Source organism: Thermosynechococcus sp. (genome assembly GCF_025999095.1).
Classification (GTDB): domain Bacteria; phylum Cyanobacteriota; class Cyanobacteriia; order Thermosynechococcales; family Thermosynechococcaceae; genus Thermosynechococcus.
Window position 1 is genome coordinate 440,497 of record NZ_AP024678.1, and the last position, 25,891, is coordinate 466,387.

Sequence of the window (25,891 nt, forward strand, 5' to 3'; positions counted from 1 at the left end):
GGGAGGGGAAACCAATGACAGATGAATTTGACACGGCACTGCCTAGCATTCGCCAAGTACAGACCTTCATTAAAGATAGCACCGAGGTTGAAGTCAAGCTCAGCACCAGCGATCTTGTGGTTGGTAAAGTGCGCTGGCAGGATACGAATTGCCTCTGCGTTGTCGATCACTATGATCAACCCACAATTATTTGGAAGCAGGCCATTGTCTTTATTAAACCGAAGCTAGCCTAAGGGCCACAGTTGCAGTGCCACTGCCAAAGCCTCTTGATAGACCATCTGCCAAGGGTGCTGATGTTGACGAGCAAGGGCGGCACAGTCTTCGTATTCCGGCTGGACATTGATCCGCTTTCCTTGGTGCTCCGCTACTTTCACCCGCACTTTGCCAAAGGGGGTTGGGATTTCCTGCATTTGCCGCTCTAGAATATAGCGCTCCTGTACCTGACGCCGTAGCCCCAGGGTTGTGGTTTCACGGAAGAGCGTCTGCACACAGGCGGCCTCAGCACTAGGGGGACACAGTACCGTCACCAACACCCCCAAGCGCGATTTTTTCATCGTTATCGGCTGACAAAAGACCTCAATGGCCCCGACGGCATAGAGTTGTTCGCAGGCATAGCTAAGGGCTTGGGGGGGCATGTCATCCAGTTGGGTTTGCAGTTCCACAACTGTTTTTGCGGTTCCTGTTTCTGCTGAATTCAGCGGCGTTCCCAACCAGAGCCGCAGTAGATTGGGTAGGGGCAGCTCTTGAGTACCGGCGCCCAAGCCCACCCGTTTCAATGTCATTGCTGGCGGCGCACCAAATCCCTCACTGAGGGCACAAACAAGAGCAGCTCCCGTAGGCGTGACTAATTCTTTTTCAATGCCGTTGCTGTAGAGGGGCACTTGATAGCTTTGGTACAGTTGCAAAACAGCGGGAACAGGAACTGGCAGTTGACCATGGGCCGCTTTGACCATTCCGCCCCCAGTGGGTAGAGCCGAGCAGTAAATGTGACTCACATCGAGGTAATCCAACCCCAAGCAGGTGCCGACAATATCCACCAGGGCGTCCACCGCCCCCACTTCATGGAAGTGCACTTTTTCGGGCGCAATGCCGTGCACGGCACCCTCAGCAATGGCCAAGGCTTCAAAAACCTTAAGACTCCAGTCGCGGGCGCGATCGGGGAGATGGGCGGCCCGGATTTGGTCGGCAATCTCCGGCCAATGGCGATGGTGATGGGACTCGCGATCGCGCAGATGTACCTGTGCTTTTAACCCCCGCTGTCCCTTGCGCTGTACCGTTTCTGTAGTCAACTCAAACTCATCGGCAATCCCTAACTTTGCTAATTGGCTTTGGAGATAGTCAAGGGGAACCCCCAGATCAAGGAGGGCACCTAAGCACATATCCCCAGCCACACCAGCAGGGCAATCAAAATAGGCAACAGTCATGGCAGATTACAGGCGCAGCACTAAGGGATATGGTAACAAGGGACAATTGATTGATATGCTGCCTATTCTTATCCCACTTTTGCTTTTGCAGAGTCTGTTGCTGCCCCCTCTGACCAAATCAACTGTTGATACACCATTGGGGGGGCTGCCATTGGTAGCGCCTCAAGTTAATGCGATCGCCCCCCTCAAAGATAATCCCCTCTACCTCTAGGCGCCAGCGCTGCAATTCATCTGTCCCGCGGCGTTGGGGCCCATAGGAAATTTTGCCTTGAGCATTGACCACGCGGTGCCATGGAATGTCAGAATGGGGTGCCACCCGATAGAGGGCATAGCCCACATAGCGCCCATGGCGAGGCCAGCCACACAGGGCGGCAACTTGGCCATAGGTAGCCACACGCCCTAGGGGGATTTGCTGCACTAGCCAATAAATTTTTTGTTGAAACGTTAGTGCCCCTGTGTCCATCTTCATAGGACTTTATACTTTTTTTATACTTGCTTGTTTTTATGCTTGTCGGTCAGAGTCAGCCCTTCTAAATCCGTATTTCTACGGAAGCAAGCCTCAAAACGACCCACCTAGATTAAACATTAAGGGTAGTAACAGGATTACTAAGTTCAATTAAGAACAACTGCCCCCAAAAAGATAGATCGGTCATGATCTAAGCAGCAGCAATGCGGAGGCAGGGGAGGGTGGAATTCGTAGCTTGTTTTGAACCATTACGTATGTCTCATCTAATTGCTTTTTGCTCAATGATTGCTTCTATGCCTTTTTGACTTGACTTTTCCAGTGTCTTTGTCAATATTCCTGACGCTATTGGATGGAGTCCCCTATGACCATGACCAGTTCCCGACCCCAAGCCGCCGCTGGCGATCGCTACGGTGTTCACCATCTCCTGCGCAAAAAATACCCGAAACGCCACCATCACTATGCTTTTTGGGACTTCTTTCACTTCGATAGCGATAGCGGTACCTACACGGATTGGAACAATGCCCGCAACCTCCTAGTGACCGAAGATTTTATCATTGGTCTCATTGAAGGTCTGGAAGAGGAAGTGGGACCTGCTTCCAGCGTGGTTATGTACAAAATTGGCCAAGAATGGGGCCGGCGCGATGCCCAGTTTTTTGCAGAGTGGTTTCCCAGTGAATATGGCTATGAGCAGGGGATCAAGCAAATGCGGCTTCCCTATGTCCTCGAAGCGTGGTGGTGGCCCTGCACGACCCAAGGCTGGGGGAACTGGGAAGTGGATCTCAGCGAGCAAAAACACGGCTTCATGTTCATCAATATCTTTGATTCGGCAGTGGCGCGCACCCTAGGCGACGTGGGACGGCCAGTTTGCCACCTCTATGCAGGACTGTTTGCTGGTTTCTTTAGTGGCTTGGTTCAAAAAGAACTCGGTTGTATTGAAATCCAGTGCTACGCCATGGGCGAAACCTACTGCAAATTTGTCTTGGGCAGGCAGGATCGCATTGACGCGGTTGCCTTTTGGCAGAACGAAGGCGCCTCCGCCAAAGATATCGAAAAACGGCTCCGCAGTGGAGAATTGGTTTATGGGGAACCTAAACGATAGTTGGCAGCAGCAAACCGTTGCGGCATTCTTTGAGGAGCTGAACTGGCTCGGCTTGATCCGCCAGCAGCCAGTGACAGAAACGGTGGTTCTCAACTGGCAATCACTGAAGGTGGGAGAATTTTGGCAGCGCGTCAATTGGCTAGGTCTTGAGGTGAAAGGGGCGATCGCCCCCCCTAGCCCCCAGCAATGGCCGAACTACCGCGTTAGGGACTTCTTTGGGCGCATGAATTGGGAAGGGGTAGGCGTGATCTTGCCCACCGCCTCGCCGGTCGCCGCCGCGGAAATGACACCGCCGCCTACCCTAGCCAGCTCTTGGGCTGCTTGGTCAGTTGAAACCTTTTTCCGCCAACTCAACTGGGAGGGCCATCGCGATCAAACCATCTCCCTAGAGCCAAGTTTGTCCCTGTGGCACCTATCAGTCAAAGACTTCTGTGCCAGTCTGCCTTGGGCAGGCCAGCCCCTGATCGCCCAAGTGAGTAAGGTGGCAGAACCGCCCCCTGTCCCCGTAGAGCCCGAAGTCACCCTCTCACACTTAGCAAACCTGTTTTAGGAGACCCCTATGCACACCGAATTGCTGAATCTCTACTACAAAGCTGAAGAAAATTACCTCAGCAATGTGGACATCAAAGTCTTTCGCCACCACATCGAGTCGCTTCAGCAGCGGTTGAGCACCTATGAATTTCTGCGGGATCATGAAATTGCAATCTTCCAGCCAGTAGCTGACGCCCTGCAAAAGAAATATCCCACCGAACCCCCCCAAACCCTTGAGCAGGTGTTGCGGCAGGCGATCGCCCTCCTGCGCTATGCTGCCATGGCCATGCTCCTCAATAATCCAGAGTTTTTGCAGCACCGGCTCCTCGAATGGCTCACGGAAGTGGTCAAGGCCCACCAAACCCAAACCCTATGGAGCAGTTGCCATGAGCTTCTCAGTGCCCGCCTCAAGGAAATGCTCACTGACGCTCAGCAGGACTTGATTTTGCCGCTATTGGATCAGGCGCAAGCGACCCTTGTGGGCGTGCCAGCGGTGGTCTCTGTCCACGCCTAGATGACTGTTGAAATTGTTTGTCAGGCCTACGAATGAGGATGTCCTATGATCTCCGTTGCTGATTTGGTCAAAGATGCCGCCATCCCCGGCAATTACTACGCTGCCGATGCCTATGTGCAGGGGGATTTTGAAACCGGTCTCATTGAAAACCGCAAAGGTGCCCGTCTGATTGCCCTGCCGGATATTTTGCTGCAAGCCATCTATGCGGGCCTCCATCAAGAAGTAGGGCAGGCCTCTGGGGTTGTGCTTTTTAACTGTGGTCGCTGGTGGGGCAAAAACTTTTATCGCCGCTTTGTGGCTGAGGTGAGCGAGTACTATGGCCGTCCCCTTGCGGAGATGGAAATGGTGGAGTTTCTCCAATGCCTCAAGGAATGCTGGAAGACCCACGGTTGGGGCAGGATTGATCTCGATGTCAGCTTTTACCAGCAGGGCTTTTTGGTGGTGAAAACGTGGGACTCTCCCTTTGCGGCGGCAGCTCCCCAAAATACGGGCCAGCCCCAATGCGCTGCGGAAGCAGGGATTTTAGAATCCTTCTTTAGCCAATTGACCGGTCGCGATCTCCACTGTGTGCAAACCGCCTGTGAAACCCTAGGAGCAGCCAATAATTGCTTTGTTTTGGGGTTGCGCGAGCGCGTTGAACCGGCCAAGGCTTGGCTCCAGGAAGGACAGGGTCATGACACAATTATGGAGCGGCTATGTCGTGCTCAGGCCCCTTGAGTATGATCCTAAAGTAACTCCCTATGCGTCATTAATAATGTAAGGAGAAAAGAGCAGTGGCCAAAGTTGTCAAGCTTGAACCCATCTCGCGGGAAACCACGGTTAACACCAACGACAATTTGCTGTCTGCTCTATTGGACTCTGAACTCCATGTGCTCAAGGAGTGTGGCGGGCGCGGAATGTGTGCTACCTGCCATGTCTATATCAAAGAGGGGATGGAGAGCCTTTCCCCGATCACTAAGCGGGAGCAACGCACCCTTGAGGTGATTACGACGGCAAACGCAACTTCCCGCCTCGCCTGTCAGGCACGAGTTCTGGGGCCGGGGGTAGTGGTAGAGCTTCCCTCAGGGATGTATATCAATGCAGTAGAAGATATTGAGTCTTTGATTGGGCGGCGGGCAGAGCAGGATATTTTGCACCCCCTCGACGGTCGTGTGTTAGTGGAGGCAGGCAAGCTGATTACGCGCACGATGATTACCCAGTTGAAAGATACCCAAGTTAAGGTGAGTGAATACCTCGCCAATACGTCGGATGCTTAACAACCACTTCATTTTTATCCTCAGGGAGGCACTGTAGTATGGAAGACCGTAGTTTGAACTCCCATGACGCGCCATCGCCCAGAGGGCTCGAACCCGTAGAATGGGGCGCAACAGGTTTAACGGTTGTGTTGTCTGTGGCCGCTGCTGCAACCCAACAAACAATTTTGAGCGCGATCGCCCCCTTGCCCCTTTCGTTGGCGGTGGGCTTAAACTTAGTGAGCCGTAAAAAACTGGCTGACCAGCTCCAAGCCTTCGGCCAGCAACAGGAGGCCAAAATGGCTGAACTGGTAGCATCCCAAGGGCAACAGCAGTCAGAGTTGGCTAACCTCACCCTTGCCCTTGGTCGGGTGCGCGATCGCCTGGAGGACCTCCAGCAACAGGTGGAAAAACTAAGTCAAGGCACCCAGCATCTCCATGACTATACCCGCATTCTCGACACGGAGCAAAAAGAACTTGAACAGGTTCTTGACTGCCTGCGGGAAATTGAGAAAAATACCCAAGTTATCCAGGTGAATCCCAGCCATGCCAAGGCCTACTACAACCGCGGTCTGACCCATCAGCGGCTAGGAGACGTGGAAGCAGCCATTCTCGATTACACAGAAGCGATTCGCCTCAACGATACCTATGCCAAGGCCTATCATAATCGCGGTGTGGCGCGCTCAACGGTGGGCGATCGCAAGGGAGCAGTAGAGGATCTGCGTACAGCAGCGAAGCTGTTCTTTGAACAGGGGGATATTAGCAGTTATCAGCGAGCACGGGATCTGGCCAAGCGCATCCATGAAGTAGGGAGTATTGAACAGGACAATAAAGAACTCCCCTTAGAAATTCTCTTCTCTTAGGGAGCAGTTCATTTTGTTCCTGACCCTGCATTGACAGGGGCGCGATCGCGAATCATATTGAGAGCTGTTTTTGACAGATAGTTGAGGCTGGTTGTTGGCCACAGCGCATGCTGCTCTAAGTTCGCGTTACCGGCTGGTGGATCTTGCAGGTCAGGGCCAGTACGGACAGGTCTACTTGGCAGTCCATCGCCAGTCGGGGGAACTGGTCGCAATTAAGGTACTCAATGAGCAGCAATTGTTGACCCGTGGCTTTTTACGGGAGTTGAATTTTCTCCTGACCCTTCAGCATCCCCATGTAGTGGGCTGCCAGGCCATCGACTACATTTGCTTACCCACGAGCCCCCGAACTCGTCGTAGTTTGGTGATGGATTATTGTGTGGGGGGCACATTGCGATCCCTCCTTGATCAAGAGCAGGCGTTGCCTTTGGCTACCGCTTTGCGCCTAGCGCTGGATATTCTCTCTGCCTTAGCCTACGCCCATCACCGCGGCATTCTCCACTGCGATCTCAAACCCGAAAATATCCTCCTGGAGGTAACTGCTACGGGCTGGCAGGCAAAGGTGTCCGATTTTGGCGTGGCACGGCTAATTGAGGATGTCAAGGGCAGCGGTCAGACCGGTTCCCCGGCCTACATGGCGCCGGAGCGCTTTTATGGTCAAACGCTGCCCGCTTCAGATCTCTATGCAGTGGGAATCCTCCTGTACGAGATGATTGTTGGCGATCGCCCCTTCCACGGTACACCTGCTGAACTCATGGCTGCCCACCTCAGCCGCCCCTATACCCTTCCCGAGGGACTGCCCTTTCTGGTGCGGAGCCTTATTGCTAAGGCATTGGATAAATTACCGCAGCGCCGCTATAAAAGTGCAGGGGCAATGACGATGGCTGTGCAACTCGCTCTCGAGGTTATCGAAGCAGAGTGTCATGGGCAGCCTCTATTGTTTTCTAGGTCACCGGCGACGGTTTGGCTGGGGGAACCCCAAGGTTTTTCTTTGCCGCGACCGCCCCAACAGCTTGCCAGCACGGCCACAAGGTTCTATGGGGTGGTGGGCGATCGCCTGTGGGCTTGGCAAAGCAGGGATTCTCAGCCTGAAGTGATCGGTCAATGGCCGCTGCCACCCCTACCGCTACAACTCTATGGTGGTGAGTTCAGGGCTTGGCTGCGGCTTCAGGGGCTGCCCCCACGGCTTTACTGCATTGATGAGCAGCAGATTCCCCTAGGATGTCGTCTGCTGTCCACCCACAACAGCTTAGCCATTGATACCAGTGGTTACTGGTGTGCAGAAACCGAGATTGATCCTGATGTCGGAACATTGACGCTGCATATCCAACGGCTGCATGGTCAAGGAGAGCGCACCCTTCGCTGTGCGTGGCAGGGACGGGTGTGGGTCGATACACTCCTGCTCAATCGTCGCTATGGCGCGGTGATTAGTCGCTCCCAAGATCCTGAAACGGCGCATCCCATCACCCATTTTCAACTCTTTGACCGCCGAGGACACTGGCGACTATCCACCCAACTGCCTGCCCACTTGACGTTGTTCACCCCTGCCCATCACCAACCATGGCAAGTAGCGGCGTTTGAGGATCATCCGCAGCAACCTCTATTGATGCTTCTACATTTGCGGCCTTGGCGGATTCAACGCTTGGGGCTGCGGTTTCGTCCCCAATTTCTCTGTGCCACCCCCTGGGGCTATGTGGTGGCGGGTCGCCATAGTTTGAATTTAGTGACCCACAGGGGCGAAATTGTCGGTACGGCGGACAGTGAACAGGAGATTGAGGGCCTTGGCTTTACGGGCGATCGCCACCTTTGGTTGATTCGCCGGCAGGGAGGTGGGTGTCTGATACAAACGTGGGACATTACCACGTGGGACATTAACCTCATCCTCTAGGCCAGCAACCTATGATAGAAAGAATAGCCGTGGGATATGACCCATGAAACAGCCGCAGATTCTCAAAATTACCCGCAAAGCTGCCAGTCTTAAACAAAAGCAAAAACAGCAGTCATCTCCTGTGGCGCTTGATGTAACAGCAACAACGGTGGCCTCTGAACCCGTTGTTGAGGTAACAGCGGGCGATCGCGACAGTGCCCAGGGGCGTCAACATTGGTGGAGTGAACGCTGGATAGGTGTGCTGGAGTCCTTTGGCTGGCGACGGCGCCTAGAGCGGGCACGCAATTATGTGCGGGAGGGGCGAGTCCTAACCTTAGAGTTCAAGGGCAACCAAGTCCATGCCCAGGTTCAGGGCACGGCTGCCGACCCCTATCACGTCAAACTGCATTTGGATGCCTTTAGTGAAGAGCAGTGGCAATATGCCATTGACGGCATGGCCCAAAAAGCCTTCTATGCCGCAAAGCTCCTGGCGGGTGAACTGCCCCCCAGTATTGAAGAAGTCTTTACCCAAGCTGGACTGAGTTTATTTCCCTTTACGAAATTTGACATCCATAGCCGCTGCAATTGTCCTGACCCAGTCAATCCCTGCAAACATATTGGCGCCGTCTATTACTTGTTGGGGCAGTACTTCAACGAAGATCCCTTTCTGCTCTTTCAATTGCGGGGCAAAACCAAAGAAGAGATTCTCCAACGCCTGCGCCACTATCGGGCAACAGCTACCACCCCCTCTATGGCGCCTACCCCCCCACCCCTCTATGAGCCGCCGAAAACCGATGCTCACTTTTGCCAATATCGCCAGCCCCTACCTCCAGAGTTAGTGGTGCTTGTCCCCAGTGGCCAACCCCATGGCGTGCTTTCAGTCTTACCCCCCTTTCCCCACGAAGTTTCCAGTGAAGTGGCACAGTTAATGGCCACCCTAGAGCAGATGTACAGCAGTGCTAGTCTTGCCGCCTGTCGGTTGGCCATGAGTGAACCCCCTGGCGTAGAAAGTAACCAATGAGACCAAACCAGTATGACGGTTACAGCGAAAGTCTTAAACACGGTCTCAAAGTAGAGGACGTCTTCCTCCAAAGGCCCTAAAAAATATCAGGGATCCTGCTCTCCTGGTCAAAACCCATATTCTCCGTGCAAGCAATGTCGAGTGGCTCAACCCCCAGCAGATTCGCCCTTTGGCCAAATGAATTCAAGTGGTTACATCCCCTTAGCCCAGCGATCGCCCAACCTGTCAACAATATCCACCATTTCTGAATTGCTCCAACCCGCCAGGAGATGGCCAGCAATGGCACAGCCCCCCGCACCAACGCCTTCCTTGACAAATCCCTGTTCATAGGCCCGCAGGGCAGGATGACGGGATAAGCTGAAGTCAAGTTGCGTGTAAATGAGCGGACACTGGACACGCTCGGCCAAGCGGTGAATCTGAGCCGTTTGATCTTCAATCAGCCAACGAGTTGTGCCCACCACAATTTGTTCTGGCTGCCAAGGAAGCTGACGCCACTGGGCGATCGCCCGCCCAAACGCATAGACCGCGATCATTTGGGATCCCCCCGCCAGCAAAACGCTACAGGTTTGACTGGCCCGCAGGGCCATAGCAGCGACCACCACCTGCATTGGATCGCCAATGGCCGCTACACAGGTGAAGGGATTTGCCTTAGGAGGGAGATGGGCCAGCCCCTTTTGAACGAGCGACCACTTTTGGGCGTGGTTGCTTTGGCGATGGCTACTGCCTACACAATCGCGAGCGGCGATGCCCAGACTTTCACAGAGGGCAAGGGCCGTGGTTGTGCCCCCCACGACGCATTCAGCAATGATCAGCCATGGATATTGGCTGCTGAGCTTAGCACCCCAAGACCATCCCTGTTCCCAGAGGTGCGCTACCATGGGCGGTGTCATCGCCTGACCCGTGGTTAGGCAGCGAGCTGGGGTGCCCCCTAAATCAATCATCTCGGGCAAACGCGGTAGGGGTAAACCCGCATCAAAGACGTAAAGGGGCAACGCCAAAGCCTCAATGAGGGCACGAGTAATTAGGGCAGGGGAAGCACCCGCCGTCAGGGGTGGTAGGGGATAGTGGTAGTGGGGTTGAATGCCTCGCAGCAGGAACTCACCATCGGCCAAGGCGGTAATTTGGCGATCGCTGGCGGTTTGACCTGCCGCTGAGATACCCGGAATCAAGGCTGTTTCTGTAAAACCTAGGACACAGACCAGCGCAGGCAGTTGGTGGTTCTGATCGAGCAGGGGTAACAGGCGATCGCGCCACGATCGCGCCATGGCTTCACCCGCGGCAATGCCAATCATAGCAGCCGACTCACAATTCCTGACCACTGCACCTGCTTGAGGTGTTCACGGCGATAGGAGAAAAAGCACTCAGCATCGCGAAACGTACAGTGGGGTGATAGAGCAATTTGCTCATCCCGGAGTCCCCATTGCAGCAACTGCAGACGATTGATCCGTGCCACATCCACTCGCAGTCGCTCAGGATGCGGATCGAGAAAAACCACCTCTGGATCGAGGGCAGCTAAACGCTCGTAGAGCACTTCACGATCCATGGTGTCAGTCACTCCCTCAAGAATCGTCTGCGCCAAAGCACGGGCAACATTTAGCCCCACCTGATACACCTCACCACCGATCGCTGGCCCCATAGCAACCCGTAAATTGGCCAGATCACTCCCTAGGGCCGCCATCTGCTGCAGGGTGGCCCGAGTCACGCCTAGGGCTGTCCCCCGCCAGCCGGCATGAATGGCTGCGACCCGGCCACTGACGACATCAGCAACCAGCAGTGGCACACAATCGGCACTACAGACCCAGAGCGCTTGGTCAGACCCTGTGGCCACGAGGGCATCCGCCGCGAGACGTTCATCAGTGTCTAAGATCTCTGGGGCCAGAGCAACCCGATTGCCATGGACCTGTTGAGTCTGCAGGGGCTTGGCGGACGTTGTCAAAGCAGCGGTGAGGGTGCTGAGGTCTTGTCCTTGCCAATCGCGAGTAAAAAAACCATGGGGAAACCTCTGCAAGAGATCGCAGGTGAGAAAACGTCCAAGGTCAGTGGTTTGCCAGTGCCACATTGTCAGATTGGATCAATGGTTTTCTAAGGTATTGATAACTCACTGGCGACTCACCATTCCAATGTATCCTTGTTTTCTGAATCTGACTGATGCAGTTTATGGAGGAGAAAGCCCGCAATGGGATCTAAGCAGCGGGGGGCAAGTCAAAGAGAACTGTGGTCATATAACGTTCTGCCCAAGCGCTGCCAAAGGCTTTCTCAAGAACACGGCGCGTTTTATCGTTTTGCTGCTGCTGATGGCAGTACTGCCGTTGCCCGGCAATGACAGCTTCTAGGTGATCCGTGGGTACAGCCTGCTGGCTAAGTTGACAGTGGAGGGTGAGGTACTCACCAATGCGATTTAGAAATTGCTGTTCCTCCGTTTCTCCCTGTGGCCGAATAAAAATGCAAAAAGGCGAGAAGATATGCCCCCAAGGGGGCAACTCACGCGGTTGACTAAAGGTGAGCTTCGGCAAAGCATTTAAGGCAGCGGTGTAGGCAGCGGGTAACTGACCCGTCACAGGGGAAAGATCCACAATCGCAGCACTAATTTGCCCCCGGCCACCGACCAGATCGCAGCCAAACATGGGTAGGTCGTAGCGTGGCTCTGGAAACATGACGCAGTGCAAAATGTCCAAACTCTCCCCTACCCGTGCCAATTCAAGGTGGAGCTTGCGAAAGGGAGGGGCTTGGTAGCAGCGGTTCTCAATGGTGAGCCGTTCCCCTTCCAGTTTACCCTCGACATAACCGAGATCTTCAGGCAGGGCGTAGGGTGCCAAGGGCAGGAAAGCCTGCCAAATCGCCTCAATGCGATCGGCGAGCCGCTGAATCAGAGGATGCTGGTGTTGACGCACAGACATAGCCTTGATCGTAACCTAAGTCTGGGCCGCTTGCGAGGGAGCGATCGCCCCCGCTAAACTAACCAAGAGTCTAACAGCCGAGAGATTATGCCAACTCCACTTGCGACGGCCACTGACCCAAAGCAACTTCAACGGGCAATTCGCGCCAGCCAAGACTTTCTCTTTTCGCAACAATATGCCGAGGGCTACTGGTGGGCGGAATTGGAGTCCAATGTAACCATGACCGCAGAGGTAATCCTGCTCCACAAAATCTGGGGCACCCAAGAGCGACTCCCCTTGGCCAAAGCGGAACAGTATTTGCGCAACCATCAGCGGGATCACGGCGGTTGGGAACTGTTTTATGGCGATGGGGGTGATCTCAGCACCAGTGTTGAGGCCTACATGGCACTACGACTGTTGGGGGTCCCCGCCGATGATCCGGCCTTGGTCAGGGCACGGCAATTTATCCTTGCCCGCGGTGGCATTAGCAAAACGCGCATCTTTACCAAACTGCACCTTGCCCTCATTGGTTGCTACGACTGGCGGGGGATTCCCTCCCTGCCTTCTTGGATCATGCTGCTGCCAGAAGGTAGCCCCTTCACGATTTATGAAATGTCCAGTTGGGCGCGCAGTAGCACGGTGCCGCTGTTGATCGTCATGGATCGCAAGCCTGTTTATGGGATGGACCCGCCCATTACCCTCGATGAACTCTATGCCGAAGGACGGGCAAACGTGGTCTGGGAACTGCCCCGCCAAGGCGACTGGAGTGATGTTTTTATTGGCCTCGATCGCGTCTTCAAGCTCTTTGAAACGCTGAACATGCATCCCTTGAGAGAACAGGGGCTAAGGGCTGCTGAGGAATGGGTGCTGGCGCATCAAGAACCCAGTGGCGATTGGGGCGGCATTATTCCGGCAATGCTCAACTCCCTATTGGCCTTGCGTGCCCTTGACTATGCTGTTGATGACCCCATTGTGCAGCGGGGGATGGCAGCAGTGGATCGTTTTGCCATTGAAACAGAGACTGAATATCGCGTGCAGCCCTGTGTCTCTCCAGTTTGGGATACGGCCTTAGTGATGCGGGCCATGGTGGATTCAGGTGTGGCTCCCGATCACCCGGGCCTTGTCAAAGCTGGCGAATGGCTGCTCTCCAAGCAAATCCTTGACTATGGGGACTGGCACGTAAAAAACAAAAAAGGGCAGCCGGGGGGCTGGGCCTTTGAATTTGAAAATCGCTTCTACCCCGATGTGGATGATACCGCAGTAGTGGTGATGGCGCTCCATGCTGTGACCCTGCCCAATGAAAACCTGAAACGGCAAGCCCTTGAGCGGGCAGTCGCTTGGATTGCCTCAATGCAGTGTCGGCCGGGGGGCTGGGCGGCCTTTGATGTGGACAACGACCAAGATTGGCTAAACGCCATTCCCTACGGCGATCTCAAGGCAATGATTGACCCGAATACTGCTGATGTCACGGCCCGGGTGCTGGAGATGGTGGGGCGGTGTCAGGTGGCCTTTGACAGTGGTGCCCGCGATCGCGCCCTTGCCTACTTGCGCAATGAGCAGGAACCGGAAGGCTGTTGGTTTGGCCGCTGGGGGGTGAACTACCTCTATGGCACAAGCGGCGTGCTGGTTGCCCTCTCCCTTGTGGCTCCTCCCTACGATCGCTGGCGTATTCGCCGTGCCGCAGAGTGGTTGGTGCAGTGTCAAAATGCCGATGGCGGTTGGGGGGAAACCTGCTGGAGCTACAATGACCCTTCCCTCAAGGGCAAAGGAGACAGCACCGCTTCCCAAACGGCTTGGGCAATTATTGGCCTTTTGGCCGCTGGCGATGCCACGGGGGACTATGCCACAGAAGCCATTGAAAAGGGAATTGCCTATCTTCTCAAAACGCAGCGCCCAGATGGCACATGGCACGAGGATTACTTCACCGGTACTGGCTTTCCCTGCCACTTTTACTTGAAGTACCACTACTACCAGCAGCACTTTCCGCTGACAGCTTTGGGCCGTTATGCCCGCTGGCGCCATTTTTTGGCCAGTTAGTTGAAACTAGAAGGAACGCAGTTGTTGCTGATAGGCCAAGGTATCGGTGCCACAGAGGGGTTGGGGGCTAACCACGCATTCATTGCTGAGGCCAGAGCGGATTAAATTTTCGGCAGTTAGCTGGCGATCGCGGGGCGCAGGGTGTGTACTCAAAATTGTCGGCGGTGCCCCTCCCTCCCCTTGTAATTTCTGGAGAAAGGTCACCATTGCCCGTGGATCGTAGTTGCTGCGAGCCAATAGCCCCAACCCATAGCGATCGGCTTCTAGTTCCTGTTCACGACTGCGGGGACGGCGAAAGGCCAGTTCCATGGCAAGTTGGACGCCGCGATCGCGATCTAGGCCGGCTGCGGTCATTAACCCCTGGGCGATCGCCATTTGTTGCAGTTGCCGAATCACATGGCGCCGGTCAATATGGCCAATTTCGTGGGCAAGGACACTGGCTAATTCCGCCTCATTTTCTGCCCGCAGCATTAGCCCTGTCGTGACATAGACAAAGCCCCCCATCGTCGCATAGGCATTCACTTGCCGGTCTTGAATGATGTGAAACTGATAGGGCAGCCCTCGACGTTCACCGACATTAACCAAGCGGGTACCAATGCTATTCACATAGTTTTGAGCGGCGGGATTCCGAACCAGGCGCATTCCTTGCCGTAGCATCTGCTCGTGGATCTGTTCCCCCAAAGCCACCTCTTGGCGGGGTGAGATATTTGATAGTTGGATGACCTGAATTCCCTGCCACAGCAACCGCTGCCAGAGATTTTGTGCCTGTACCGCAACAGGATGGCAGGCGATCGCCATCCCCCAGACCAAGCTGGCAAAGAGGAGAAACCAACGTTGTTTTTTCACGACCCATGCTTCGCGTAAAATCCACACCCACGCCTAGCGGCTACTTGCCCGCTTCTGACTCCTCTATTTTAGACATTGTTCCCAAGGCTTAATGTTTTTTAATCTCTGGCACCCGTAGCCCTTTACTGGCCAGCCACTGTGGGTTGAACAGCCGCGATTGGTAGCGGGAACCCCCGTCGCACAGCACGGTGACAATGGTGTGGCCGGGGCCGAGTTCCTTGGCGAGGCGTACCGCTGCCGCCACATTAATGCCCACGGAGCCCCCCATGAAAAGGCCATCGTAGTACAGCAGTTGATAAATGATCTCCAGGCACTCTTGATCCTCAATTTGAATCGCATCATCAATGGGAGCGCCTGCTAAGTTTGCTGTAATGCGGCTATTGCCAATGCCTTCAGTGATTGAACTCCCTGTGCTACTGAGGGTACCCGTTTTTACATAGCTATAGATGGCACTGCCCATAGGGTCGGCAATCACAGTGCGAATGGCAGGATTTTTTTCCTTGAGAAACAGGGCGACACCTGCATAGGTGCCCCCAGTGCCAGTTGCTGCTACCCACGCATCAATTCGGCCATCGGTCTGCTCCCAGATTTCAGGGCCAGTGGTTTCGTAGTGGGCTTGGCGATTGGCAAGGTTATCGAACTGGTTCGCCCAGATGGCATTCTCCATCGCAGCAGCAATTCGACCAGAGAGCTTCACATAGTTATTGGGGTCTTTGTAGGGCACGGCAGGAACGGGGCGCACCTCGGCACCAAGGGTGCGCAACAGGTCAATTTTTTCCTGGGATTGGGTATTGGGAATCACAATCAGGCACTTGTAGCCCTTGGCATTGCAGATGTGGGCTAGGCCAATGCCGGTATTGCCAGCTGTGCCCTCGACCACTGTGCCGCCGGGTTTGAGAAGGCCTTTTCTTTCAGCATCTTCAACAATGTAGAGGGCAGCTCGATCCTTGACGGAGCCACCGGGGTTGAGGAACTCCGCTTTACCGAGAATTTCACAGCCTGTGAGGTCACTAAAGGAATTGAGGCGAATCAGCGGCGTCTGCCCGACGGTGCCGACAAAACCCTGTTTAATATTCATGCCGTCGTTGTTTTAAGTTGACTGAATACTTTTATGGTAAAAGGCTTTGCCGCTAGAATTCCCTTCAGAGAGAGCGATCGCCCAGTGTCCCTTTAGCATTCACCTTTGCTATGATTGGAGATCCGTGGAGAGGTGGCAGAGTGGTTGAATGCGCTTGACTCGAAATCAAGTTTAGGGTAACACCTAACGGGGGTTCGAATCCCCCCCTCTCCGTTGATAGCCGCGATCAAATGGGATTTGCTGTCGTCCATAAGTGGGCGATCGCGCGTCACCCGAATTGACCGCGCTGGAATTTCCGGCGTAATGCATTCATAGACAATACATTGGTAGAGAATAATTAAAGCCGCGTTTTTGGGCAATAGACACCACCTCGAAAGCGTGACCGTCAATCTCCAAGGGCGGTGTCAGGCGATCGACCATATCCCAGCCCAGTTCTTCAATAAACAGAGACTCAAACTTTTAGAGATACTTTGGGGCGCGTTAGCGATTCAGTGGCATCTTAGATTAACTCAAACAGCGTTCAAATCAGTGGGAAAGTCAGGATCAAGCTCGGACGTATAGGGGCAATTCTCGGGCAAGTCTGAATACTCTAAAGGTGTTTCCTGCATCACCAAATCTAGTCCAGCTTCATAGGCATCGGCGATCGCCTCTGATAGATAGGGCTGGAGGCTGGGGCTTTCCTTCAGGAGTTGCAAAATTTCTCGCCGCTGCTCACGAATGGTTACTCGCCAGCTTTTACTACGCTTTTCGGGTTGATAGTCCCACTTCAGCAGGTGCCCAATCAAAACACCGAGTCTATTTCTCAGTTCTTGACGCTGTTGTTTTCCCAATGACTCAATTTCCTCCACTAAATTAGGAATATCTAAATGCTTAAAATCTCCCTCCTTGAGCAACTTTGACTGCTCTAACGTCCAGGCGTAAAAATCGGTTTCATAGAGATTGGATTGCATCGTGTCCTCCTTTGTTCTACTTGCTCCTAATCTAATAAACCCATCGAACAGATAATCTGCACTCCATCTTGCCGTTCTTCCAGGTTGATCACACACAGGGCATCATGCTCCCGCAGAAATGTCACCAGTTTTGCTAACTGCTCATTGCTAATTCCTGCTTTGATCTCTCGATTCAGGTGCTTGATCGCATTCTGCTTCAGTGGCTACTAGTTAATCTCCTCGATCGCCCCTTCCAGGTTCTGCCACTCCGTGCCCATTGCCAATAGGGGGGTGGTTTCGCGACTGGGTTGAGTGTCGGCCATCAGGCGATCGTAAGTTCGTGCCGCCGCACTACGCTTATTGCCCAGGGTACCCGCCACCGTTTTGGTTTGCTCCGCGATCAGTTCTGCCCCCCGTTTCACGAGTTCATGATGTTGGGGATGGGGAGGCAACCACGGGGTATCAAGGCTGCATCGCGCCATGCGTAAAATTCGCATCTGAGACGGGGTAACCTTGTTGCCGTCTTTGTCTACCCATGCAAAGCATCGGTGCCGCTATCTGTTTCGAAATAGCTATAACTGAATCAAGGCTATTGGCATTGAATAGCCATGTATCCTTCATTTGCAAGAATGCTTTTTTGAGATGAAGGGCATTGACTGTCCTGTATGGTCTTCCCAAGATTAAAAGGGTTTCCATAGCTCTACGCCATCTCGCTGATCAATCCCCTGCACGAGGACCTTGACCACTTCATCGCGAGCTGTGGGCAGCACTTTACCAGTAAAGTCAGGGTGAATCGGCAATTCTCGGTGCCCGCGATCGATGAGTACCAATAACCAAATGGCATTGGGGCGACCGTAATCATGGACGGCATTGAGGGCGGAGCGAATCGTGCGACCACTAAAGATCACATCATCCACCAAGACCACAATCCGCCCGCAGAGATCGACTGGAATCAGGGTCTGACGGGGGGTACGCGGGCCAATGCGATCCAAGTCATCGCGATAAAACGTGATATCCAACTCACCAATGGGGAGGCTCACGCCTTCCAGTTGTTCAACTTGTTGTCCTAGGAGCTTGGCAAGGGGAACCCCACGGGTATGAATCCCCAGCAACACTAACTTGTCGAGGGCATCGCGAGCCTTTTCCACCACTTGGGAAGCTAAGCGCGTTACAGTGCGCCGTAAATCATCGGCACTTAAAATCTCAACAACTTCGCCAGCCATGGCCGTCACGGTAGGGAATTCCAAGATTCTAGCGAAATTCCCGCAAAAAGAGACCCTACGCCAAGCGGGTAGGGCCAAAGACGCAGTTAGGAGGTATCTTGCTTCCCTACGATACTGCCCATATTTTGAGGTGGCTAACGCTTTTACCAATTCTTTAGATTTAGCGCAATTAACTGTTACAATACATGAGAAACTGTTATTTAGAATACCAAACTTTACGGCTGCTTTCTAGAATGGGCGGGGAAATGGTTTTGACTGTTGCCAGCCTGTGCAACTCTCCTGAAAAAGACTGCGGCTGGCTCGCTCCACTGTTGCTCCGTTACCCTAAAAGCTAGGAAAGAATTCTTGAGAAATTGGGCAATGACCAGCACTCCCTTCCGTATCCATGCTCCCTTTGAACCCACGGGGGATCAACCCCAAGCCATTCAAAAACTGGTTGCCGGGGTACAGGCAGGACATCGCTTCCAAACGCTGCTAGGGGCAACGGGTACAGGCAAAACCCACACGATCGCTCGCGTTATCGAGGCCCTTGGCCGCCCCACCCTTGTTTTGGCGCACAACAAAACCCTGGCGGCGCAACTGTGCAATGAACTGCGCTCATTCTTTCCCCAAAATGCCGTTGAGTACTTTATCTCCTACTACGACTACTATCAACCGGAGGCCTACATTCCCGTTACCGATACCTACATCGAAAAAAGTGCCTCTATCAATGAGGAAATTGATATGTTGCGCCACTCCGCCACCCGCTCCCTCTTTGAACGGCGGGATGTGATTGTGGTGGCCTCGATTAGCTGCATCTACGGTTTGGGAATTCCCGCAGAGTACCTGAAGGCCGCGATTCCCCTCGAGGTGGGCAGAGAAACAGATCTGCGGCAACTGTTGCGACAGCTCGCAACCATTCAATATACTCGCAACGATGTCGAACTAGGGCGGGGGCGTTTCCGCGTCAAGGGGGATGTGCTTGAGATTGGTCCTGCCTATGAGGATCGCCTCATTCGCGTTGAGTTCTTTGGGGATGAAATTGAAGCGATTCGCTATGTCGATCCGCTGACGGGGGAAACCTTGCAAAGTTTGGAACGCCTGAATATCTATCCCGCGAAGCACTTTGTCACCCCTGCCGAACGCCTGGAAGCAGCCTGCCTTGCCATTGAAGCAGAACTCCAAGCCCAGGTGGCTAACTTGGAAGCCCAAAATAAACTCCTTGAGGCACAACGTCTGAGCCAACGGACCCGCTATGACTTGGAAATGCTGCGGCAAGTGGGCTACTGCAACGGTGTGGAAAACTACTCACGCCATCTCGCAGGTCGGGCAGCGGGGGAACCGCCAGAGTGTTTAATTGATTATTTTCCTGCGGATTGGCTCTTGGTGGTGGATGAGTCCCATGTAACGGTGCCGCAGATTCGCGGCATGTACAATGGCGACCAAGCCCGCAAAAAAGTGCTGATTGATCACGGCTTTCGCTTGCCCAGTGCGGCGGATAATCGCCCCCTAAAGCCGGAGGAATTCTGGCAGAAGGTGCAGCAGTGCATCTTTGTTTCGGCTACGCCTGGGGATTGGGAATTGGCGGTGTCCACACAGGTCGTGGAGCAAATTATTCGTCCCACGGGAGTCGTGGATCCAGAAATTTTTGTCCGCCCCACCCAAGGGCAAGTGGATGATCTCTATGGGGAGATTCGCTTGCGGTGCGATCGCCACGAGCGGGTGCTGGTGACCACCCTCACGAAGCGGATGGCGGAGGATCTAACGGAGTACTTCCAAGAGCGGGGGGTACGGGTGCGCTATCTGCACTCAGAAATCAATGCCATTGAGCGCATTGAGATTCTCGAAGCCCTACGCCAAGGGGACTTTGATGTCCTGATTGGGGTAAACCTGCTGCGGGAGGGATTAGATTTGCCGGAGGTGTCTTTGGTGGCAATCCTTGACGCGGATAAAGAAGGCTTCCTGCGGGCGGAGCGATCGCTCATTCAAACCATTGGCCGCGCTGCGCGGCATGTGCGCGGACAGGCTATTCTCTATGCGGACACCCTCACAGAGAGTATGCAAAAAGCCATCCAAGAAACTGAGCGCCGCCGCGCCATTCAACTGGCCTACAACCAAGCCCACGGCATTACCCCCCAGCCCATTGTCAAGAAAACCAGTAACGCTATCTTGGCCTTTTTGGATGTGTCTCGCCGCCTCAACGCTGAGTCAGCACCCGTCTTATCTTCCCAAACCCTACAGGAACTGAGCCTAGAGGACATTCCCCAACTGATCCAAGACCTTGAGGCAAAAATGAAGGCAGCTGCCCAAGAATTGGCCTTTGAGGAGGCCGCCCGCTACCGCGATCAAATTAAGCGTTTGCGCGATCGCCTTGTGGGGCACCCCTAAAATTATGAACTTTTGTAATAGTTCGCAACAGTCCGTAAACGGGAGCGAAGGCAGGGAAGCCCTAGCGTGGTAAGCTAAGTACGATTTTAGATCCGCACAATTTCGGCTGGCGTTCGGGTTGACGCTAGTTTTACCAGTTCTAGGAGTAAGAAAAACCTATGCGTGATGCCGTCACCACACTAATTAAAAACTACGACTCCACCGGTCGCTACCTCGATCGCGATGCTGTTGACAGGTTGCGCTCCTACTTTAATTCCGGTGCGGCACGGGTGAAAGCGGCAGCAGTGATCAATGCCAATGCCGCCGCCATCGTTAAGGAAGCAGCTTCTGCCCTCTTTACAGAGCAGCCGGAACTGATTCAACCCGGCGGTAATGCCTACACCACCCGCCGCTACGCCACCTGCCTACGGGATATGGACTACTACCTGCGCTATGCCAGCTATGCCATTGTGGCCGGGGATGTGGATGTCCTCAACGAGCGTGTCCTCGAAGGTTTACGGGAAACCTACAACTCCCTTGGCGTGCCCATTGGACCAACGGTGCGCGGCATTCAAATTATGAAAGAGATTGTGCGCGATCGCGTGGCTGCGGCTGGCATCGAAGACACCCGTATTGTTGAACAGCCCTTTGACTACATGTGCCGCCAACTTAGTGAAGTGAATATCTGAATATCCTAGGTTAGCCAAGGTAGAGGACTCTGCAACATCTGCAACAATAGAGAGCAGTGGCGCCGGCGATCGCCCCTCTCTATTTTCTAGGCAGCAGTCATGAAGATTCGCATTGGCAATGGTTACGACATTCACCGGCTGGTGCCGGAGCGTCCCTTGATTTTGGGTGGCGTCAAACTAGAGCATTCCCTAGGACTGCTAGGACACAGCGATGCCGATGTCCTCACCCACGCAATTATGGATGCCCTCTTGGGTGCCCTCAGCCTTGGCGATATTGGTCATTACTTTCCCCCCAGCGATCCGCAGTGGGCAGGGGCAGATAGTCAAGTGCTGCTGGCAAAAGTGGCGGCACTCATTGCCGAGCGGGGCTGGCAGGTGGGCAATATCGATGCTGTTGTGGTGGCAGAGCGTCCCAAGTTGAAACCTTACCTCGATCAGATGCGCGATCGCCTAGCAACCACCCTCGGAATTGATCGCGACCAAATTAGTATCAAAGCCACCACCAATGAAAAACTAGGCCCTGTGGGACGTGAAGAGGGCATTGCTGCCTATGCGGTGGCGCTCCTGCAGTCAGAAATGGAGGATACCCCCTAGGTAACATACAGGCTGTAGTGAAAGTCCGTTTGCTCACACTGGCTTTGCTGGAGATTGGCATGGCGAAAATTTGCCCAGCGACAGATGGCATGACTGAGGTTGGCACGCACAAAAAGGGCGTGGGCAAAATACCCCCGCGTCAGCCCCGCATAGGCTAAGTTGGCGGCATAGAAGTTGCAGCGATAGGCCTGAACCCCCTCAAGGGAAGCCTGCACCAATTGCGCAAACCGCAGCGTTGCTTCATTGAGGCTAGCACCCATCAACAGGGCAAAGGAAAAATCGCTAGTTGCCGCGCGGACATGGCTGAGATCCGCTTCGCACCAATTGCTGTGGCGACAATCCGCCTGCTCAAGGGTGGCCCAGGCAAAATCGGCATAGGTAAAACGGGCGTACTGCAAGTTAGCCAGTTGAAAATTTGCCCGCTGGGCAGTGGCGCGATCGCCCACAGTTTTTAAGAACAACGCCCCTCGGCAATCCGCATCGTCGAGGTTAGCCGCCGTCAGATCCGCCTCGTACAGGTTGGCAAAGCGCAAATCCCCCTGGGCAAGGTTCACCTCCCGCAGACAGGCACGGCTGAGATTACAGCCCCGCAGGTCATAGCCCCGCAAATCCATGCCCGTAAGATTCATTTCGCTAAAATCTACAGTAAGCTGAGGGTAAATTCGCCGCCATTCGTTCCAAAGGTGTTTTCCCCCCCGCAGGCGATCCTTCACTACCGGATTTAAGTGCCCTTTGATCATCATTCTTGCCTTGAGATTCCTCACATTTCATTATCGAGGCGCGAAATTTGATAGAATTTCGTCTATGTAGCCCTATCGCTGACGAAAGGAGAATGGGTTTGAAACAAGCAACCCTACATCAGCTTAAGGTTTTTGAGGTCACTGCTCGCCACGGCAGTTTTACCCGTGCTGCCGAGGAACTCTTTCTGACGCAGCCCACCGTCTCGATTCAAATGAAGCAGTTGACCCGTGCCGTTGGTATGCCCCTCTTTGAGCAAGTGGGCAAACGGCTCTATCTTACGGAAGCTGGCAAGGAACTGCTGGCCACCTGCCAAGACATCTTTGAACGCCTTGAGCGCTTTGAAATGGCCATTGCCAACCTCAAGGGTCTCAAGCAGGGACACCTGCGGCTGTGTGTCATTACCACGGCCAAATATGTGATTCCGCGGCTGCTGGGGCCCTTTTGCCAGCGCTATCCAGGTATTGATGTGGCGTTGACCGTCACCAACCACGAGCAGGTGGTGGAGCGTATCCGAGGGAATATGGACGATCTCTATATCCCCAGTTGCCCGCCAGACAATGTGGATGTGGAGTGCCACCGCTTTTTGGATAATCCCCTAGTGGTGGTTGCCCCCAGTCACCATCGCCTCAGGGGCCGCAGTAAAATCCCGATCCAAGAGCTGGCGGGGGAACCCTTTATTATGCGGGAGCAGGGATCGGGCACCCGCCAAGCTGTGGAGAAGCTCTTTGCGGAGCACGGTGTGCCGATTAATATCCGCCTTGAACTGGGGAGTAACGAGTCCATTAAGCAGGCGATCGCCGGTGGCTTGGGAATTTCTGTCCTGTCTCACCACTGCTTAGCCCTGGATCGCGAGTCCAGCCAGTTGACGATTCTCGATGTCGAACATTTCCCGATTCAGCGGCACTGGCATCTGGTCTATCCTGCTGGCAAACAACTGTCGGTGGTGGCCCAGGCCTTCTTTGACTATGTGTGTACCGAGGGACGGGAGATGATTGAATCGAGTCTCACCTATCCCGGTGGGGCGGCGCCGGCCAAGGAACTCAACCCTGTCTAGCATGGTAACCCTCGAATTTCTTACCTTGCCCGATCCACCGATCGCGACAGATCACAGCCTCCTGTTGCTCCACGGCTGGGGGGCCAATGCCAGAGACCTGATTTCCCTTGGTCCCTTGCTGGCTCCCCAAGCCCAAACCTATGCGGCGGAAGCCCCCTTTCCCCACCCCTATGTGACGCAAGGGCGGATGTGGTATGACCTGAATCAGCACAATGCCCTCAGTGGCTCATTACTGCTCGATGAGCGAGCCACGGATCTAGCCACCAATGAGGCGGCACTGCGGGCGTGGATTGCCAGCTTGCCCATTGATCTCAGTCGCACTATTTTAGGGGGATTCTCCCAAGGGGGAGCCCTGACATTGGCGGTGGGCTTAACGTTGCCCTTGGCGGGGTTATTAGTCTTTAGCGGCTATTTAGTCCGCCCACCAAGGGTGACAGCCACCTCGCCGCCGGTGCTGATGATCCATGGCACAGCGGATCCAGTGGTGCCCTTTGCCAGTGCCCAAGCCAGTTGGCAGGCCCTGCAAACCGCGGGAGTGAAGGGAGCATTTCATGCCCTACCGATGGCCCATGAAATTAACGGGGAGGCGATCGCGATCGCTCGCCAGTTTATCGAGAAGACCCTGCTTAAAGTCAACTCAGATTGAGTAACCCATAGGCAAGCAAAGCGCTACCGATTGGGACCGTCAGATTATCAATCCCTCGCCAAGCAATCAGTTCCAAGAGGGTTGCACCCACACCCACTAAAGGAGCAACCCAGAGCGACGCCAAGGGGGCAATGGGGGTCAGGGAGAGGGCCGCCACTAGAGTACTCACCCAAAACATCGTCAGGGTTCCTTCCCAGCTTTTACTGGTTCCCGGCAAGGGATGGCGTCCCCAGTTAATTCCCACCAGGGCAGCCAAGCCATCTCCCCAAGCCATCACTAAAATTCCCAGAACCGCCAGTTCCGGCAGCGTCTTCCAAAAGAGCGCCATTAATGTGCCAATACTCACCGCATAAAAAAAGGTACCCCAGCTTTGGCGCCCCACGCCACTAATACTGCGAAAGATCGGCACGCGGTACGAAACCAGTGTGACCATACCAGCGATCGCCGCAGCTACAATTCCCCAGCTCGTGGGTACCCCGAGGGCGTAGGCAATCAGGATGACTTGACCTGCACCAATGTGAACCACTTTCCGTGACCATTCCTTGGCGTTGGGAAACCAAGCGTGGATCAGTTCTGCAACTAACAGCACCAAGCCCAGCCAAGCTGTGACCCAAATTCCTGCCCAGAACATTCTCATTGCTATCCTCAGTGAACGGCCACTCCTTACTTTGTCTGCTGGGGCTGCTGGGCAAAAAACTGGGTCACAATCTCAAGGATGCGATCGCTAGCATGACCATCGCCAAAGGGATTAATCGCCGTTGCCATACGGTTGTAGGCCACTGGATCTGTCAGCAGTTCAATTGCTGCTGCGGCAATCCTATCCGCAAAGGTACCCACTAGTTTAGCAGTGCCAGCAGTGACCGCTTCCGGCCGTTCAGTGGTTTCCCGCAACACCAAGACTGGTTTGCCGAGGCTAGGGGCTTCCTCTTGTAGGCCCCCGGAATCCGTGAGTAGGAGGGTTGATCCCTTAATCGCCGCCACCAGGGTGGGATAGTCTAGGGGCTCCGTAAGAAAAACGCGGGGATGGTGTTCCAAATAGGCTTTGAGGGGTTCACGCACCGTGGGATTGCGGTGCAGGGGCAAGAGTAAGGCAGTATCGGGAAGGGTGTTTAAGATCTTCAGGAAGCCATTGGCAATGTCTTCTAGGGGGGCACCCCAGTTTTCACGACGGTGAACGGTGGCGAGGAGGACACGGTACTGTTGCCAGTCAAGGCCGGGAACCTCACAGACGGGCTGGCGATCGGCCACTTGCAGCAGCGCATCAATGACAGTATTGCCCGTCAGGTGAATGGTACCTGTGACGCCGGCGGCCTGAAGATTCTTGACAGCTTGTGCCGTGGGGGCAAAGTGCAACTGCGCCAATTGGGAAATGAGACGGCGGTTTGCTTCTTCTGGATAGGGATTATAGAGATCGTTGGTGCGCAAACCCGCTTCCACATGACCGACGGGGATTTGCTGATAAAAGGCGGCAAGGGTAGCGGCAAAGGCTGTTGTCGTATCCCCCTGTACCAAAACAAGACGGGGGAGGAGTTCTTGGTAGAGTTCCTCAAGGCCTTGGAGAGCGCGGCAGGTAATTTCAGTCAGGGTTTGCTTTGGCTGCATAATGGCCAAGTCCCGATCTGCCCGTAGGTCAAACAGTGCCATCACTTGATCTACCATCTCGCGGTGCTGTCCAGTGAGGACAACGCACGGGGCAAAGAGGGGCGATCGCTGCAAGACTTGAATAACCGGTGCCAACTTGATTGCCTCCGGGCGCGTACCCAACGTAATGCAGATCGGGATTGGGGAAGCAATCATAGCCGTCTAAATACCAAAAAT

28 protein-coding genes and 1 tRNA gene are annotated in these 25,891 nt (G+C 54.3%); 16 read left to right on the forward strand and 13 right to left on the reverse strand.

Annotation, left to right across the window (positions count from 1 at the left end; all coding sequences use genetic code 11):
- Positions 1 to 14: 14 nt before the first annotated feature.
- A complete protein-coding gene (locus tag Q0W94_RS02195) occupies positions 15 to 233 on the forward strand; it encodes an Hfq-related RNA-binding protein (RefSeq protein WP_297760491.1) in 219 nt (72 codons plus the stop codon).
- On the opposite strand, the gene larC is transcribed toward Q0W94_RS02195, so the two are convergent.
- Positions 225 to 1,424: a nickel pincer cofactor biosynthesis protein LarC gene (gene larC / locus Q0W94_RS02200; protein ID WP_297760493.1), complete on the reverse strand. Its 1,200-nt coding sequence runs from the start codon at positions 1,422 to 1,424 to the stop codon at positions 225 to 227. The two genes, Q0W94_RS02195 and larC, sit on opposite strands and share 9 nt — an antisense overlap.
- Positions 1,425 to 1,542: 118 nt before the next feature.
- On the reverse strand, positions 1,543 to 1,893 hold the full coding sequence (locus Q0W94_RS02205) for an MGMT family protein (protein WP_297760496.1): 351 nt from the start codon (positions 1,891 to 1,893) through the stop codon (positions 1,543 to 1,545).
- A 358-nt stretch (positions 1,894 to 2,251) separates the two neighbouring features.
- On the opposite strand from Q0W94_RS02205, the gene Q0W94_RS02210 reads away from it, so the two are divergent.
- The 8 genes from Q0W94_RS02210 to Q0W94_RS02245 all read left to right on the forward strand — a co-directional run bounded on the left by Q0W94_RS02210 (position 2,252) and on the right by Q0W94_RS02245 (position 9,014).
- Entirely contained in the window at positions 2,252 to 2,989 is a 738-nt protein-coding gene (locus tag Q0W94_RS02210; protein ID WP_297760499.1) for a V4R domain-containing protein, read from the forward strand.
- A complete protein-coding gene (locus Q0W94_RS02215) occupies positions 2,970 to 3,539 on the forward strand; it encodes a hypothetical protein (protein WP_297760502.1) in 570 nt (189 codons plus the stop codon). Before Q0W94_RS02210 ends, Q0W94_RS02215 begins: the two co-directional genes overlap by 20 nt.
- Before the next feature lie 9 nt (positions 3,540 to 3,548).
- Positions 3,549 to 4,034 carry a phycobilisome protein gene (locus Q0W94_RS02220; protein ID WP_297760505.1) on the forward strand — a complete coding sequence of 162 codons (486 nt, stop codon included), beginning with the start codon at positions 3,549 to 3,551 and terminating at the stop codon, positions 4,032 to 4,034.
- 45 nt (positions 4,035 to 4,079) lie between these two features.
- Positions 4,080 to 4,751 (forward strand): V4R domain-containing protein, encoded by a 672-nt coding sequence (locus Q0W94_RS02225; protein WP_297760508.1) that lies wholly within the window; start codon positions 4,080 to 4,082, stop codon positions 4,749 to 4,751.
- A gap of 56 nt (positions 4,752 to 4,807) precedes the next feature.
- Positions 4,808 to 5,290, forward strand: a complete 483-nt coding sequence (locus tag Q0W94_RS02230) for a 2Fe-2S iron-sulfur cluster-binding protein (protein WP_297760511.1) — start codon at positions 4,808 to 4,810, stop codon at positions 5,288 to 5,290.
- 38 nt (positions 5,291 to 5,328) lie between these two features.
- Positions 5,329 to 6,129 (forward strand): tetratricopeptide repeat protein, encoded by an 801-nt coding sequence (locus tag Q0W94_RS02235; RefSeq protein WP_297760513.1) that lies wholly within the window; start codon positions 5,329 to 5,331, stop codon positions 6,127 to 6,129.
- A gap of 94 nt (positions 6,130 to 6,223) precedes the next feature.
- A complete protein-coding gene (locus Q0W94_RS02240) occupies positions 6,224 to 8,014 on the forward strand; it encodes a serine/threonine-protein kinase (protein ID WP_297760516.1) in 1,791 nt (596 codons plus the stop codon).
- Positions 8,015 to 8,057: 43 nt separating this feature from the next.
- A complete protein-coding gene (locus Q0W94_RS02245; protein WP_297760518.1) occupies positions 8,058 to 9,014 on the forward strand; it encodes a metal-binding protein in 957 nt (318 codons plus the stop codon).
- 191 nt (positions 9,015 to 9,205) lie between these two features.
- On the opposite strand, the gene cobT is transcribed toward Q0W94_RS02245, so the two are convergent.
- The 3 genes from cobT to Q0W94_RS02260 all read right to left on the reverse strand — a co-directional run bounded on the left by cobT (position 9,206) and on the right by Q0W94_RS02260 (position 11,911).
- Positions 9,206 to 10,306, reverse strand: a complete 1,101-nt coding sequence (gene cobT / locus Q0W94_RS02250) for a nicotinate mononucleotide-dependent phosphoribosyltransferase CobT (RefSeq protein WP_297760521.1) — start codon at positions 10,304 to 10,306, stop codon at positions 9,206 to 9,208.
- Positions 10,303 to 11,073, reverse strand: a complete 771-nt coding sequence (pgeF, locus tag Q0W94_RS02255; RefSeq protein ID WP_297760524.1) for a peptidoglycan editing factor PgeF — start codon at positions 11,071 to 11,073, stop codon at positions 10,303 to 10,305. The genes cobT and pgeF overlap by 4 nt, the downstream gene beginning before the upstream one ends.
- A gap of 124 nt (positions 11,074 to 11,197) precedes the next feature.
- The gene (locus tag Q0W94_RS02260) at positions 11,198 to 11,911 is read right to left on the reverse strand and encodes a phycocyanobilin:ferredoxin oxidoreductase (protein WP_297760527.1); all 714 of its coding nucleotides are present in this window, start codon (positions 11,909 to 11,911) and stop codon (positions 11,198 to 11,200) included.
- Between the two features lie 87 nt (positions 11,912 to 11,998).
- Between Q0W94_RS02260 and shc the strand changes: the two genes are divergently transcribed.
- A complete protein-coding gene (shc, locus tag Q0W94_RS02265; protein WP_297760530.1) occupies positions 11,999 to 13,927 on the forward strand; it encodes a squalene--hopene cyclase in 1,929 nt (642 codons plus the stop codon).
- Positions 13,928 to 13,933: 6 nt separating this feature from the next.
- Here shc and Q0W94_RS02270 read toward each other — a convergent pair whose 3' ends face one another.
- Together Q0W94_RS02270 and Q0W94_RS02275 are read right to left on the reverse strand one after the other, a co-directional pair.
- Entirely contained in the window at positions 13,934 to 14,773 is an 840-nt protein-coding gene (locus Q0W94_RS02270; protein ID WP_297760533.1) for a M48 family metallopeptidase, read from the reverse strand.
- 88 nt (positions 14,774 to 14,861) lie between these two features.
- Entirely contained in the window at positions 14,862 to 15,851 is a 990-nt protein-coding gene (locus Q0W94_RS02275; protein ID WP_297760536.1) for a cysteine synthase A, read from the reverse strand.
- 126 nt (positions 15,852 to 15,977) lie between these two features.
- On the opposite strand from Q0W94_RS02275, the gene Q0W94_RS02280 reads away from it, so the two are divergent.
- Positions 15,978 to 16,064: transfer RNA gene (locus Q0W94_RS02280), tRNA-Ser, on the forward strand.
- A gap of 296 nt (positions 16,065 to 16,360) precedes the next feature.
- Here the strand turns inward: Q0W94_RS02280 and Q0W94_RS02285 are convergent.
- From Q0W94_RS02285 to pyrR, 3 genes are all read right to left on the reverse strand, one after another.
- Positions 16,361 to 16,801: a DUF29 domain-containing protein gene (locus Q0W94_RS02285; RefSeq protein ID WP_297760539.1), complete on the reverse strand. Its 441-nt coding sequence runs from the start codon at positions 16,799 to 16,801 to the stop codon at positions 16,361 to 16,363.
- Between the two features lie 206 nt (positions 16,802 to 17,007).
- Positions 17,008 to 17,262 (reverse strand): hypothetical protein, encoded by a 255-nt coding sequence (locus tag Q0W94_RS02290; RefSeq protein WP_297760542.1) that lies wholly within the window; start codon positions 17,260 to 17,262, stop codon positions 17,008 to 17,010.
- Between the two features lie 198 nt (positions 17,263 to 17,460).
- Complete coding sequence (gene pyrR, locus Q0W94_RS02295) at positions 17,461 to 18,003, reverse strand: bifunctional pyr operon transcriptional regulator/uracil phosphoribosyltransferase PyrR (protein ID WP_297762334.1); 543 nt, start codon at positions 18,001 to 18,003, stop codon at positions 17,461 to 17,463.
- A 360-nt stretch (positions 18,004 to 18,363) separates the two neighbouring features.
- Here pyrR and uvrB point away from each other — a divergent pair, with 360 nt between their 5' ends.
- The 3 genes from uvrB (at position 18,364) to ispF (ending at position 21,632) form a co-directional block, all read left to right on the forward strand.
- Complete coding sequence (gene uvrB / locus Q0W94_RS02300; protein ID WP_297760545.1) at positions 18,364 to 20,370, forward strand: excinuclease ABC subunit UvrB; 2,007 nt, start codon at positions 18,364 to 18,366, stop codon at positions 20,368 to 20,370.
- Positions 20,371 to 20,528: 158 nt separating this feature from the next.
- The gene (gene apcB / locus Q0W94_RS02305) at positions 20,529 to 21,038 is read left to right on the forward strand and encodes an allophycocyanin subunit beta (RefSeq protein ID WP_297760548.1); all 510 of its coding nucleotides are present in this window, start codon (positions 20,529 to 20,531) and stop codon (positions 21,036 to 21,038) included.
- A 99-nt stretch (positions 21,039 to 21,137) separates the two neighbouring features.
- Positions 21,138 to 21,632, forward strand: a complete 495-nt coding sequence (gene ispF, locus Q0W94_RS02310; RefSeq protein WP_297760551.1) for a 2-C-methyl-D-erythritol 2,4-cyclodiphosphate synthase — start codon at positions 21,138 to 21,140, stop codon at positions 21,630 to 21,632.
- On the opposite strand, the gene Q0W94_RS02315 is transcribed toward ispF, so the two are convergent.
- Positions 21,629 to 22,375 carry a pentapeptide repeat-containing protein gene (locus Q0W94_RS02315; protein ID WP_297760554.1) on the reverse strand — a complete coding sequence of 249 codons (747 nt, stop codon included), beginning with the start codon at positions 22,373 to 22,375 and terminating at the stop codon, positions 21,629 to 21,631. The two genes, ispF and Q0W94_RS02315, sit on opposite strands and share 4 nt — an antisense overlap.
- 95 nt (positions 22,376 to 22,470) lie before the next feature.
- Here Q0W94_RS02315 and Q0W94_RS02320 point away from each other — a divergent pair, with 95 nt between their 5' ends.
- Entirely contained in the window at positions 22,471 to 23,427 is a 957-nt protein-coding gene (locus tag Q0W94_RS02320) for a LysR substrate-binding domain-containing protein (protein WP_315863082.1), read from the forward strand.
- 1 nt (position 23,428) lies between these two features.
- Complete coding sequence (locus tag Q0W94_RS02325; protein ID WP_297760560.1) at positions 23,429 to 24,073, forward strand: alpha/beta hydrolase; 645 nt, start codon at positions 23,429 to 23,431, stop codon at positions 24,071 to 24,073.
- Here Q0W94_RS02325 and Q0W94_RS02330 read toward each other — a convergent pair.
- A complete protein-coding gene (locus Q0W94_RS02330; protein ID WP_297760563.1) occupies positions 24,060 to 24,704 on the reverse strand; it encodes a diacylglycerol/polyprenol kinase family protein in 645 nt (214 codons plus the stop codon). The two genes, Q0W94_RS02325 and Q0W94_RS02330, sit on opposite strands and share 14 nt — an antisense overlap.
- Positions 24,705 to 24,736: 32 nt before the next feature.
- Positions 24,737 to 25,870 carry a non-hydrolyzing UDP-N-acetylglucosamine 2-epimerase gene (gene wecB / locus Q0W94_RS02335; RefSeq protein WP_297760566.1) on the reverse strand — a complete coding sequence of 378 codons (1,134 nt, stop codon included), beginning with the start codon at positions 25,868 to 25,870 and terminating at the stop codon, positions 24,737 to 24,739.
- Positions 25,871 to 25,891 lie beyond the last annotated feature (21 nt).